Genomic DNA, 12909 nt, shown 5'->3' on the forward strand with positions numbered 1-12909 from the left:
CCATGACTTTAAAAGAGTTATTGACTGGTTTCGGCACCCAGGTACGAAGCATTTGGATGATTGGCTTACATGCCTTCGCCAAACGCGAAACACAGATGTACCCGGAAGAACCTGTCAATGTTGCACCACGTTATCGTGGACGAATTGTATTGACGCGCGATCCTGACGGTGAAGAACGCTGTGTTGCTTGTAACTTGTGTGCAGCAGTCTGTCCAGTTGGCTGTATTTCATTACAGAAAGCAGAACATGAAGATGGTCGTTGGTATCCGGAGTTTTTCCGTATCAACTTTTCTCGCTGTATTTTCTGCGGTTTATGTGAAGAAGCTTGCCCAACAACGGCGTTACAATTAACGCCTGATTTTGAAATGGGTGAGTTTAAGCGTCAGGATTTGGTTTATGAAAAAGACGATCTGTTGATTTCAGGGCCAGGCAAATATCCTGAATATAACTTTTACCGTAAAACAGGTATGGCGATTAACGGCAAAGATAAAGGTGATGCGGATGATGAAGCTAAACCTATCGATGTCAAAAGCCTGTTACCGTAAGGAGCGATATTCATGGAATTTGCATTTTACATCGCGGGGCTGATTGCCATCCTTGCAACATTGAGAGTGATAACTCATACCAATCCTGTACACGCTTTGTTGTACTTAGTGATTTCATTGATTGCGCTCTCTGTGGTTTTCTTCTCGTTAGGCGCCTATTTTGCTGGTGCATTAGAAATCATTGTTTACGCTGGCGCCATTATGGTGTTATTCGTTTTCGTGGTGATGATGCTCAACTTAGGTAAATCCGTCGTTGATCAAGAGAAAAAGTGGCTACAACCGAAGTTTTGGATTGGGCCTGCGCTTTTATCTCTGATGCTATTAGTCGTGTTAATTTACGCCATTAGTAGTGTCACTCACGGTGAAATTGCTGGAGAAGTGATTGGCGCGAAAGAGGTCGGTATTAGCTTATTTGGGCCTTATATTCTGGCTGTTGAGTTAGCATCTGTTCTCTTATTGTCTGGATTGATTGTTGCTTACCACATTGGTCGTGATAAGAGCCATGACGATCTCGTCGAAAACGAAAACGCAGGGGAGCAAAAATGATACCTCTTCAACATGGTTTGATCTTGGCTGCGGTACTGTTTGTGTTAGGTTTTACCTGCTTAGTACTTCGCCGCAACCTGTTGTTTATGTTGATCGGACTAGAAATTATGATTAATGCAGCTGCACTGGCATTTGTTGTCGGTGGTAGCTTTTGGGGTCAAACGGATGGTCAGATAATGTATATTCTGGCAATCAGTTTGGCAGCGGCAGAGGCAAGTATTGGTCTGGCATTGTTGTTACAGCTTCATAGACATCGCCAAAATATCAATATTGATACAGTCAGTGAGATGCGCGGATGAATATACTCTATTTAACCATTCTGCTACCACTGCTGGGATTTTTACTGCTCGCTTTCTCGCGTGGTCGTTGGTCTGAAAACGTATCAGCATGGATTGGTACAGGTTCTGTTGGTTTATCTGCCCTTGTTGCACTTTGGGCTGGTATGGATTTCTTTGCTAACGGGCAAGAAACTTATGTCCTGACTTTATGGAACTGGATGTCAGCAGGGAATTTCAATATTCCGTTTACACTGGTTCTTGATGGTCTTTCATTAACAATGCTGGGTGTTATCACAGGCGTTGGCTTCCTTATTCATATGTATGCATCTTGGTATATGCGTGGCGAAGAGGGATATTCTCGCTTCTTTGCTTATACCAACTTATTTATCGCAAGTATGGTTGTCTTAGTACTGGCTGATAATATGATGCTGATGTATATGGGATGGGAAGGGGTTGGTCTATGTAGTTACTTATTAATTGGTTTCTATTATAGCAATCCTGCTAATGGCGCAGCTGCGATGAAAGCGTTTATCGTAACGCGTATCGGTGATGTGTTCTTAGCTATCGGTATGTTTATCCTGTTTGACCAATTAGGTACATTGAGCTTCCGTGAAATGGCAGTACTTGCGCCTGAGCAATTAGCCGTAGGTTCAAGCGTCATTAACTGGGCAATGTTAATGGTCTTAGGCGGTGCAGTAGGTAAATCAGCACAGCTTCCATTACAAACATGGTTAGCGGATGCGATGGCAGGCCCTACACCAGTCTCTGCATTAATCCACGCCGCGACGATGGTTACGGCAGGTGTATACTTAGTTGCACGTAGCAACGCACTATTCTTAATGGCACCTGAAGTACTTGAGTTAGTCGGTATTATTGGTGCAGTTACATTAGTGTTAGCGGGCTTTGCGGCTTTAGTACAAACCGATATCAAACGTATTCTTGCTTATTCAACCATGAGCCAAATTGGTTATATGTTCTTGGCTTTAGGCGCTCAAGCATGGGATGCGGCAATTTTCCACTTAATGACTCACGCTTTCTTTAAAGCATTACTGTTCTTATCTGCAGGTTCTGTGATTGTTGCCTGCCACCACGAACAGAATATCTTTAAGATGGGCGGGTTACGTAAGAAGATCCCATTTGTTTATGCTTGTTTCTTAATTGGTGGTGGCGCATTAGCGGCATTACCATTGTTAACAGCAGGGTTCTTCAGTAAAGATGAAATCTTATGGGGTGCGTATTCAAACGGGCATTTTAACTTAATGCTTGCAGGTTTAGTGGGTGCGTTATTTACGTCACTTTATACCTTCCGTTTGATTTTCATCGTATTCCATGGTGAAACCAAAACCGAAGCACACCAAGTTAAAGGCTTCACTCATACTTTCCCATTAGCGGTATTAGCACTGTTATCAACATTTATCGGTGCGTTAATTACTCAGCCGTTAGGTGCTGTTTTCCCTGAAGGAAACGCATCGCATGAGGGTAAATATGTATTAGAAGCACTTTCTGGTGTGGTAGCGATAGTAGGCGTTGCCATTGCAGCATGGTTATACCTGAAACAGCGTCAATGTGTTTCTAAGGTTGCTAATACTCGTACAGGTCGTTTCTTCTCAACATGGTGGTTCCATGCTTGGGGATTCGATGCACTGTATGAAGTGCTGTTTGTCAAACCTTATAAAGGGGCGGCGTGGCTTATCCAAAATGATCCTGTTAACCAATTCTTTAATCTATTCGGCTGCCTGCTTAAAGGCACTAATAAAGGATTAAGTTTCAGTGAAAATGGATTAGCACGTTGGTATGCGGCTTCTCTCGGTTTAGGTGCAGTGCTGGTTATCGCTCTGCTGCTTCTGGTTTAATTAAGGGACACATTGCGCCATGTTATTACCCTGGCTAATACTTATTCCCTTCATCGGTGGCCTGCTAAGTTGGCAGGCTGAACGAATCGGCTCGCAAGTCCCTCGCTGGGTTGCGTTGCTGACGATGGGATTAACACTCGTTATTTCTGTGCAACTTTGGTTGCAGGGCGATTATCAACTACTTAGTGCGGATGGAGCGCCACGCTGGACAGAGTATTACTTTGTGCCGTGGATCCCTGCTTTAGGGATTAATATCCAATTTGCACTTGATGGTATGTCATTGCTGATGACTGTATTAACCGCGATTTTAGGTATCTTAGCGGTACTTTCATCGTGGAATGAAAATCAGCCATCACAAGGTGCTTTCCATTTTAACCTGCTGTGGATCTTAGCTGGTGTGATGGGGGTATTTTTAGCAACTGACCTGTTTTTATTCTTCTTCTTCTGGGAAATGATGTTGATCCCAATGTACTTCCTGATTTCTTTATGGGGACACAAAGGAAGTAGCGATAAAAAACACGTTAGTGCAGCAACAAAATTCTTTATCTATACACAGGCTAGTGGTCTGTTAATGTTGCTGGCCATTATCGGTCTTGCGGTGGCTTTCTACCGTGAAACAGGTATTTGGACGTTTAACTACGATACCTTATTACAAGCACACACAGTATTAGGCTCTGAACTACAATTTATCCTGATGTTAGGTTTCTTTGCTGCATTTGCAGTGAAAATGCCAATTGTTCCTGTACATGGTTGGTTAGCAGATGCTCACGCAGAAGCACCAACAGCAGGCTCTGTTGACTTATCAGGTATTTTGCTAAAAACAGCAGCTTACGGTCTATTACGTTTTAACTTACCACTGTTCCCTGAAGCGTCAGCGTTACTGGCACCTGTGGCGATGTGGTTAGGTTTAATTACCGTATTTTATGCAGCATTACTGGCATTTCGTCAGACAGATATCAAACGTCTTGCGGCTTACAGTAGTATTTCTCACATGGGCTTTATCGTCATTGCGATTTATGCCGGTTCTGTATTGGCTTACCAAGGTGCGATTATTCAAATGATCACCAATGGTTTGTCAGCAGCAGGTCTGTTTATCATGTGTGGCATGCTGTATGAGCGTTTAGGTACGCGTGATATGAACCAAATGGGTGGATTGTGGAAAAGCATCCGTTTCTTACCTGCGTTTTCACTGTTCTTTGCGGTTGCCTCTTTAGGTATGCCTGGAACAGGTAACTTCGTTGGTGAGTTTATGATCCTGTTTGGTACTTATGGTCACTTTAAGCTGATCACGATTATTTCGGTCTTTGGTTTAGTATTTGCTTCTGTCTACGCACTGTGGATGATGCAACAAGCTTACTATGGTTCACCGAAAACAGCTGAAAGAACCTATAAAGGGTTAGATCTGAGAGAGTTTTTTATTCTGATCACATTGGTTGTTTTACTGGTTATTTTGGGCTTCTTCCCACAACCAGTGTTAGACACATCAATATCAGCGATGGAAAATCTCCAGACTTGGTATTCCGCTTCTATTTCAACAGTAAGGCCGTAATTCGCCATGACAATAACTCCTGAACAATTGATCGCAATGCTACCGCTATTGATCGTCGGATTGACGGTGGTGGTTGTGATGCTGTCCATTGCGTGGCGACGCGATCATTTTACTATTGCCACTTTGACAGCAACAGGTTTCATCATTGCGCTGGGATCACTTTATTACGTTAATACATTAGGCGTAGTGGACGTTACCACGCTTTACCATGTTGATGGATACTCTAGCTTCTTTACTGCACTAGTGATCCTTTCTGGTATTGGAACTATCGCTTTTGCTTATCCTTGGTTAGAAGGCTACCAAGATAACAAAGAAGAGTTTTATCTGCTGATTGCGATTGCGGTAGTTGGGGGTATTTTACTCTCGTCTGCTCACCACTTCGCATCGATGTTTATTGGTATTGAGTTGCTGACATTACCGCTGTTTGGTCTTATCGGTTACGCATTCCAACAACGTCCATCTCTGGAGGCAGGTATTAAATATATGCTGCTTTCAGCGGCAGCCTCTTCTTTCTTACTGTTTGGTATGGCACTTCTCTATGCAGAAGCAGGGAACCTCTCCTTTACTGCAATGGGACAAAGTTTAAGTGATAGCAATATCCATAAACCATTAGTACTTGCAGGTTTAGGTATGATGTTAGTGGGAATTGGATTTAAATTATCTTTATTCCCATTCCAATTGTGGACACCCGATGTTTACCAAGGTGCACCAGCACCAACTGGCGCGTTCTTAGCGACGGCAAGTAAGATTGGTATTTTTGCTGTTGTTATGCGTTTATTCCTTGAAGCACCCGCTGCGGATAGTGAAACCTTACGAATGATCTTAGGTTTCATGGCAATTGCCTCTATCTTGTTTGGTAACATCATGGCGTTAACGCAAAAGAGCGTAAAACGCTTATTAGGTTACTCTTCAGTATCGCATCTTGGTTATCTGCTAGTAGCATTAATTGTGTTGCAATACAGCCCTGTATTAGCACAAGAAACAGCTGAAATTTATTTAGCTGGTTACTTGTTTGCAAGTCTAGGGGCGTTTGGTGCTATTGCCGTAGCTTCAAGTCCTTATCGTGAAAGCGAAATGGATTCACTGGAAGATTACCGCGGGTTATTCTGGCGTCGTCCTGTTGTTGCTGTGGTGATGTCACTGATGATGTTATCGCTGGCAGGTGTACCAATTACATTAGGTTTCATTGGTAAACTGTATGTCATCATTGCGGGCATTAGCTCAAGCTTATGGTGGTTAACAGGTATGGTTGTGTTAGGTAGTGCAATTGGCTTATTCTACTACCTACGTGCTGCGGCTATCGTCTTCTTACGCAAACCAGACAATGACAATACGCCAGCTATTTCAACAACATCACAGAATATGGCAACATTTGTTGCGTTAATCTGTGCGATTGTTGTGATTGCTTTAGGTGTATGGCCACAACCACTTATAGAGTTAACGAATTTTGCGATTATTGCACCCGCAGTAAACTAATCGTAATAACGTATATTTAAATAATAAAACGGCTCTTTGATAGAGCCGTTTTTTCGTTATCACGGATGATTTTTCATTCTTTCTATATCTTCATAATATAAAGAAAAATCATCTAAAAATGAAAAAATAGGAATAATAATATCTTTATCTAATAAGGTGTTATTTTTTAATCTCAATATTTTTAAGGCAATTTCTTTCCAATGTTCAGAGAGAAATTCTAATTGCTTAATAAATATATGAAGGAAATAATCTATATCCATAAGATTATAATGATGTTTCAAATTTAATAATATTTTTTTCTGCTCAGTTTGTAATTGATGAAGGCTTTTTATTTGTGATAAATAAAGAGAAGTAAGTTGATGCCGAGTTTCAACAATCTTACTGTAAGAAAAGCCAGATTCTAACGTAGAAAATAAATTACTCAGTATTCTTATTAACGAAGATAAAATGTTTTTCTCTTTTGTCTCAATATTGAGGCTTTCAATTTGTTGCTGTTGAGGGAGAACATTTTTAAAAAGTTCGAAAAAATTTCTTTTATGCAAAATATCTTCACTATCACGGATTATATCCAGCTCTTTTTTTGTTTCTTCTGATGTGTTTTCTAAGATAACAATCTTTTCTGAATATTTTTTAATACTATTCTCTTTATCATAGATAAAAGGTGTTATTTTACTTTTGATGAATTTATTTTTTAATTGATTAATTTCAAATAAAAGTGAGTGGCGATGCTCATTTATAGTTTTTGCTATTTCATCTATTTCATTTGAAAATATATTAATTATTTCTTTTTTTTCTTCTTCTAACTTATTATTTAGTTCACTATTAAGTTTTCCTTTTTTTATCTCACTGTCAATTTCATTGATTGTTTTAAAAACATCATTAAATAAACTTTGTCTTAATCTGCTTTTTAAGCTAAGTGAAAAATAAATGATCCGTTCAATATTTTTACTATTTATTTCTAATAGATTATTGAGTTCCTCCTCCAATGTACTATCCAGATAACATTTACTATCACTCAAATAGAGAATATTTCTGTGTGCATGAAATAATTGGTTATGCTTAAAGTCTTTTTCTACTTTTACGGGGTTTTTATTATGATCCATAACAATATCCTTTGGTTAATCTTTAGATGAATAAAACGTAGAAAGCGCATTATCGAAAGAGAGAAGAATTTCCTTTGAGTAACCAATAACCATGTACCAAGGTGCGATAATTTTTTCTAGATAAATCCTGAATTTAATTAACTCTAATGCACTGTTAATTTTATTAAAGTGCGTTATTGAGGCTTCTATTTCTGTTAAAATAGCTTGCCATACATATTCAATATGTTCTAACGCTAGATTTGCATCTTCAATAAATTGCTCTATTTCAGATAATTCAATATAAAGTGTATTTAAATGCAATGATAAACCAGCATAGATATCGATATCAGTATTGATTTTTTTTACTTTTTGAATAAGTTCATTTTTCTTTTTACGTATGGCTTCGGCTTTTGCTCCGAATATTCCTCCTGTGATAATAACACCAATAATCCCTATTGCGAGTCCTGTAAAAGCAAGACCTACATAGTGTTTATATTCATCTTTGAGCATGACAATTTCTTTAATCAGTAAATCACGCTCTTCAATAAGTGAATGACTATTGTCAGTATAAAACTCATTAATAAATCTTTTTTTATTAAGAATGTCGTGATAAATAGAATGGTGGGTAACATTCTGACTATCTTTTCCTCCCATTATTTTACTTCTGAAGGTAGACAAACTTTCTTTTAGTTTAATGGTTTTATCGCGTTCATTTTCAATATCCTCTTTCATACTTTCTAATATATGAATAAGTTGTGTTGCAACTTCTTTATCTTGAGGTTGATATTGAATGTTTTCTAACTCTTTTTCAGAAAGATCATGAATAACGGTAGATATTTTTGCTAATAAAGACATTTGATTAATAAATGAAATGATATTCTCACCAGTAGAGGTAATTTCTCTACCGATTATTTCTAAGTCAATGGCTTGTTGCTTAATCGCATATTCTATTTTATTCCACTCAAAAGCATGATCACGTATTCTAATAAAAAGAGAGAGAATATTATCAGGTGAAAGTTGTTGCACGCTGATTTCATTGTAATGAATAAAGTTGATGACATCTTCTATGTTGTAAGGAAGCGAAAGCGCTTTATTAATATAAGACTTTATTTTAATTAAATCATTAGAGGTAACAATACCCGGTAATCGACCATTTTCGATATCTATTCCTAATATTAAACCAAGTGCAACTTTAGGAATATCAGATGTCTCAATGATTTTATCGACATGTTCATAGATGGTTGTATCCATATAACCTCACTTATGTATAATGATTTTTTATCTATACAGCATTATCTTAGAATGATTTGTTTACTATTTAGGATTTGCCGATTAACACTTCTACTTTGTAACATGAAAAATACAAAACTTTGATAAATGACAAAGGTTATAATTAATCAGCCCTTTGATAATTCGTATAGAGACGTATAATCTCCCTTTTAATTAGTTGTGGGTATTTGGAGTGGAAAAGGTTAATCCTGTGTTTTCGACACTGTACGAAAAAGTTAAAAATATAAATCTGACAGCACAAGGTAATCTTTTACATTTGAAAGTCACCTTGCCAGCAGAGGTTTCATTTTCATTGCTCTCATGGCTTGCTGCGCAGTCGTATTATCCTCAATTTTATTGGCAGCATCGTGATGAACATGAAGAAGTGGCAGCCTGTGGACAATTACGCTGTTTCAATCATATTCAAGATGCGCACCAATTTTTAGCTGTGCATCAATCGGATCCCTGTATTGATGATGTACGTATTTGGGGTTTAAATGCATGGGATACTATTATTCCTGGCCGTATTGATGAAAAAAATGGCGATGATGCCTACCTTTTTCTGCCACGGATTGAAATTCGACGCCACCAGCAACAGCTTTCTGTTCACCTAAATATGTTGAATGAAGGTGATAAACAAAGCACCTTAGATTTTCTGCGAACCTTAAATCAAGCACTGGATATTGAGCCACTTGCTGTTTCTGTGGTTTCGGTGAATCACTCCTTAACGCAAGCTCAGTGGGTCGATTATCTCACGCTTGCATTAGATGAAATACGTCAAAATCATTTTGAAAAAGTGGTGCCAGCAAGGGCAACTTGCTTGACGTTGGATAATCCGCTAAAAGCGATTCAATTTATGAAAGCAAGCCGTGATGTTAATCATCACTGCTATCATTATATGCTGGCTTTTTCACCTTCTGATGCTTTTATGGGTTCAACCCCAGAACGATTATATAAACGTGATGAGTTAATGTTGTATACCGAAGCGTTAGCAGGGACGGTTGCCAGCTCTGACAATGAACAGCAAGCGATAGAATTTGCAGATTGGCTGATGAATGACAAAAAAAATCAGCATGAAAATTTGGTGGTGGTTGATGATATTTGTCAGCGATTACAAGGAGGCGTTGAAGGTATTGATGTTTCAGCAGCGGATGTGATCCGACTCCGTAAAGTGCAACATCTTCGTCGTTATATACATGGAAAACTCATTGATTCTGATGATATTGACTGTTTAAAACGGCTTCAACCTACTGCCGCGGTATGTGGTTTACCTCGTAGTATTGCTCGCGCTTTTATTCGTCAACATGAACCTTTTGAACGCCGTTGGTATGCTGGCTCTGCTGGATATTTAGGATTACCACACGCAGAATTTGCAGTAAGCCTACGTTGTGGTGAACTGCATGATGATACTCTGACACTTTATGCAGGTGCAGGTGTTGTTGCAGGTTCAGATCCGCTACAAGAATGGACTGAAATTGAGAATAAAGCGGCTGGCTTGCGTACATTGCTAGAAAAAGAAAATTAAATTATTACAGATAATCTCAAATTTATTAAATAGCATCATTAAAGCCATCAGAATTTGATGGTTTTATTTTAAGGGTATTTTTAGTGCTACTTTTCAATTAACTATTGCGATTTGTTAACTAATTGATGCTATTCTTTAAGCCACTTGTGCTATTTATTCTTATTCTTAACGATAAAAAGAGTTCATTGAAAATAGAGTGGATGATTAGCCTAAATAATGCACTCTTTGAGTGTTTCTTTAACGATTTATTTAACGAAAACGACTGTTCATTGAACTAGGCTAAAGAAAAGTATTTAGGAACAGATATTATAATAGCAATTGCAGGTTTTCGTTGTTGGGATGATCAATGTCTAATAGTTCGTTTAATCGCCAATGGGCTAAAGTTATACTCGAAGCTTTGACTCGTCATGGTTTACGCCATATCTGTATTGCACCTGGATCTCGTTCGACACCTTTAACACTTGCCGCAGCCGCAAATCATAAATTAACCTGTCATACGCATTTTGATGAGCGTGGATTGGGGCATTTAGCATTAGGGCTTGCAAAAGTATCGAAAGAGCCTGTTGCTGTTATTGTGACATCGGGTACCGCGGTGGCTAACTTATATCCCGCTTTAATTGAAGCAGGATTAACGGGTGAGCGAGTGATCTTTTTAACCGCAGATAGACCACCAGAATTAATTGATTGTGGCGCGAATCAAGCAATTCGTCAGCAAGGTATTTTTGCAACTCACCCTTCAAAAACACTCTCTTTACCACGACCGACAACTGATATTCCCGCAAGTTGGTTAGTTTCTACACTTGATAATGCGATGAATACATTGGTTCATGGCGCATTACACGTCAATTGTCCTTTTGCTGAGCCGTTATATGGTGATGATGTTGAAACATCCACGCCGTGGACTGAGGCATTAGGTCATTGGTGGCAAAATGATAAGCCGTGGTTGCAAGAACCCCTCTTTACCTCTGTATCGACGCATCCTCAATGGGATGTTATACGTCAGAAAAAAGGGGTAGTTATCGCAGGGCGTATTAGCCCAGAAGAAGGTGTTGAAGTTGCAAAATGGGCATCTCAATTAGGTTGGCCTTTATTGGGTGATGTTTTATCACAAACGGGGCAACCGTTACCTTGTGCCGATTTATGGTTGAATAATCCACAGATAAAATCAGAATTAAATAAAGCTGAAATCGTTATTCAATTTGGTTCAAGTTTAACAGGTAAACGTTTATTACAATGGCAAGTAGGATGCTCTCCAAAAACGTATTGGATTATTGATCCTATTCCTGGACGCTTAGATCCTGGTCATCATCAAGGCGAGAAATTTACGTTATCACCTATGCAGTGGTTAACGGCACATCCTGCGGTCGATAATTCACCGTGGGCTAATGCATTAACTAATATAGCTAAACAAACCTATCAGACAGTCAGTGAAATAACTGATTATTTTGGTGAAGCACAGGTTGCACACCAATTAGATAAATTACTTCCTAATGATGGACAATTATTTGTTGGCAATAGTCTGATAGTACGATTAATCGATGCATTTGCTCAGTTACCACAAGGTTATCCTGTGATGAGTAATCGAGGCGCAAGTGGTATTGATGGCTTAATTTCAACATCTGCGGGTGTTCATCGCGCAACAGAAAAGCCAACATTAACAATATTGGGTGATTTATCTGCACTGTATGATTTAAATAGTTTAGCGTTGCATCAACAAGTTTATGCGCCTAATGTTATTATCGTAGTGAATAATAACGGTGGGCAAATATTTTCAATGCTACCAACGCCAGAGGCAGAGCGAGAGCGCTTTTACTGTATGCCTCATTCACTAAATTTCAAACACGCAGCCGCAATGTTTGGCTTGCATTATGTATCACCAACAAGTTGGGATGCACTGTTAACAACTGTTCAGAAATGCTGGGCAGGGGCACCAACAACGACATTAATTGAATTAATTGTTGATGATACTGATGGTGCAAAAACATTAAATCAGCTGGTAAAACAGGTAACATCTCATGACTTTAGCATGTCAGCGATATAATACCCATAATGAAGGGCCTTGGTTAGTTTGGTTGCATGGGCTATTAGGTGAAGGTTGTGAATGGGAGCCGGTCATTCAGGCTTGCCATGAATATCCATCACTTGTGATTGATTTGCCTCGTCATGGAGGCTCAGCTTCTATCAGCGCGAAAAATTTTGTTGAAGTGAGTACGTTGCTGACAGATACACTTAAAGAGCAAGGTATTGACCACTATTGGTTAATTGGTTATTCGTTAGGTGGCAGAATTTCGATGTATCACGCGTGTTTTGGTGATACTACGGGATTAATGGGGTTGATTGTAGAAGGTGGAAATCCGGGTTTATATGATGCAATGGAAAGACAAAGTCGCATTGCCCATGATAAACGCTGGGCTGAGCGTTTCCGTAATGAACCTATCAGTGACGTATTGACGCAGTGGTATCAGCAACCCGTATTTGCCGATCTAAGTGCTGAAAAGCGCCAGTTACTCGTTGAAAAACGCTGTCGTAACGCTGGTTTTTGTATTGCAGAAAGTTTAGAAATGCTTTCTTTAGGTAATCAGCCTTGGCTTGTCACAGAATTACAGCAACTCACATTGCCATTTATTTGGCTTTGTGGTGAAAAAGATAATAAATTTCAATCTATTGCGCAGCAATATTCGCTGCCATTAACGACTATCCCGCACGCTGGCCATAATGCCCATCAGGCACAGCCTGTTGCTTATGCTGCGGTGATAAATCATGTTTTATCCCTCTTTGGTTAAAGG

At 39.1% G+C, this 12909-nt stretch carries 11 protein-coding genes; 9 read left to right on the top strand and 2 right to left on the bottom strand.

What is annotated here, in order from left to right:
- Positions 1-2: 2 nt before the first annotated feature.
- The 6 genes from nuoI to nuoN are packed head-to-tail and all read left to right on the top strand — an operon-like array spanning position 3 to position 6247.
- Positions 3-545, top strand: a complete 543-nt coding sequence (gene nuoI / locus CBE70_RS05135) for an NADH-quinone oxidoreductase subunit NuoI (protein ID WP_006533299.1) — start codon at positions 3-5, stop codon at positions 543-545.
- 12 nt (positions 546-557) lie between these two features.
- Entirely contained in the window at positions 558-1091 is a 534-nt protein-coding gene (gene nuoJ / locus CBE70_RS05140) for an NADH-quinone oxidoreductase subunit J (protein WP_100158482.1), read from the top strand.
- Positions 1088-1390, top strand: coding sequence for an NADH-quinone oxidoreductase subunit NuoK (gene nuoK, locus CBE70_RS05145; RefSeq protein WP_023581731.1), 303 nt, complete (start codon positions 1088-1090; stop codon positions 1388-1390). Before nuoJ ends, nuoK begins: the two co-directional genes overlap by 4 nt.
- Positions 1387-3222, top strand: coding sequence for an NADH-quinone oxidoreductase subunit L (nuoL, locus tag CBE70_RS05150; protein ID WP_100158483.1), 1836 nt, complete (start codon positions 1387-1389; stop codon positions 3220-3222). The genes nuoK and nuoL overlap by 4 nt, the downstream gene beginning before the upstream one ends.
- Before the next feature lie 19 nt (positions 3223-3241).
- Positions 3242-4771, top strand: a complete 1530-nt coding sequence (gene nuoM, locus CBE70_RS05155; protein WP_100158484.1) for an NADH-quinone oxidoreductase subunit M — start codon at positions 3242-3244, stop codon at positions 4769-4771.
- Positions 4772-4777: 6 nt separating this feature from the next.
- The gene (gene nuoN, locus CBE70_RS05160; RefSeq protein WP_100158485.1) at positions 4778-6247 is read left to right on the top strand and encodes an NADH-quinone oxidoreductase subunit NuoN; all 1470 of its coding nucleotides are present in this window, start codon (positions 4778-4780) and stop codon (positions 6245-6247) included.
- A 59-nt stretch (positions 6248-6306) separates the two neighbouring features.
- Here nuoN and CBE70_RS05165 read toward each other — a convergent pair whose 3' ends face one another.
- Both CBE70_RS05165 and CBE70_RS05170 read right to left on the bottom strand, forming a co-directional pair.
- Complete coding sequence (locus tag CBE70_RS05165; protein WP_100158486.1) at positions 6307-7350, bottom strand: alpha-xenorhabdolysin family binary toxin subunit B; 1044 nt, start codon at positions 7348-7350, stop codon at positions 6307-6309.
- A 15-nt stretch (positions 7351-7365) separates the two neighbouring features.
- Complete coding sequence (locus tag CBE70_RS05170; RefSeq protein WP_100158487.1) at positions 7366-8580, bottom strand: alpha-xenorhabdolysin family binary toxin subunit A; 1215 nt, start codon at positions 8578-8580, stop codon at positions 7366-7368.
- 211 nt (positions 8581-8791) lie between these two features.
- Here CBE70_RS05170 and CBE70_RS05175 point away from each other — a divergent pair, with 211 nt between their 5' ends.
- The 3 genes from CBE70_RS05175 to menH all read left to right on the top strand — a co-directional run bounded on the left by CBE70_RS05175 (position 8792) and on the right by menH (position 12906).
- On the top strand, positions 8792-10123 hold the full coding sequence (locus CBE70_RS05175) for an isochorismate synthase (protein WP_100158488.1): 1332 nt from the start codon (positions 8792-8794) through the stop codon (positions 10121-10123).
- Positions 10124-10469: 346 nt separating this feature from the next.
- Positions 10470-12164 carry a 2-succinyl-5-enolpyruvyl-6-hydroxy-3-cyclohexene-1-carboxylic-acid synthase gene (gene menD / locus CBE70_RS05180; RefSeq protein ID WP_100158489.1) on the top strand — a complete coding sequence of 565 codons (1695 nt, stop codon included), beginning with the start codon at positions 10470-10472 and terminating at the stop codon, positions 12162-12164.
- Positions 12139-12906, top strand: a complete 768-nt coding sequence (gene menH / locus CBE70_RS05185) for a 2-succinyl-6-hydroxy-2,4-cyclohexadiene-1-carboxylate synthase (protein ID WP_100158490.1) — start codon at positions 12139-12141, stop codon at positions 12904-12906. The genes menD and menH overlap by 26 nt, the downstream gene beginning before the upstream one ends.
- Positions 12907-12909: the final 3 nt, after the last annotated feature.

Source organism: Proteus columbae (assembly GCF_002777965.1).
Classification (GTDB): domain Bacteria; phylum Pseudomonadota; class Gammaproteobacteria; order Enterobacterales; family Enterobacteriaceae; genus Proteus; species Proteus columbae.

Coding starts and splice junctions, on each gene's coding strand:
- nuoM (WP_100158484.1), top strand. CDS start 3,242: ATGTTATTACCCTGGCTAATACTTATTCCCTTCATCGGTGGCCTGCTA.
- nuoN (WP_100158485.1), top strand. CDS start 4,778: ATGACAATAACTCCTGAACAATTGATCGCAATGCTACCGCTATTGATC.
- nuoL (WP_100158483.1), top strand. CDS start 1,387: ATGAATATACTCTATTTAACCATTCTGCTACCACTGCTGGGATTTTTA.
- menH (WP_100158490.1), top strand. CDS start 12,139: ATGACTTTAGCATGTCAGCGATATAATACCCATAATGAAGGGCCTTGG.
- CBE70_RS05165 (WP_100158486.1), bottom strand. CDS start 7,350: ATGGATCATAATAAAAACCCCGTAAAAGTAGAAAAAGACTTTAAGCAT.
- nuoI (WP_006533299.1), top strand. CDS start 3: ATGACTTTAAAAGAGTTATTGACTGGTTTCGGCACCCAGGTACGAAGC.
- CBE70_RS05170 (WP_100158487.1), bottom strand. CDS start 8,580: ATGGATACAACCATCTATGAACATGTCGATAAAATCATTGAGACATCT.
- menD (WP_100158489.1), top strand. CDS start 10,470: ATGTCTAATAGTTCGTTTAATCGCCAATGGGCTAAAGTTATACTCGAA.
- nuoK (WP_023581731.1), top strand. CDS start 1,088: ATGATACCTCTTCAACATGGTTTGATCTTGGCTGCGGTACTGTTTGTG.
- nuoJ (WP_100158482.1), top strand. CDS start 558: ATGGAATTTGCATTTTACATCGCGGGGCTGATTGCCATCCTTGCAACA.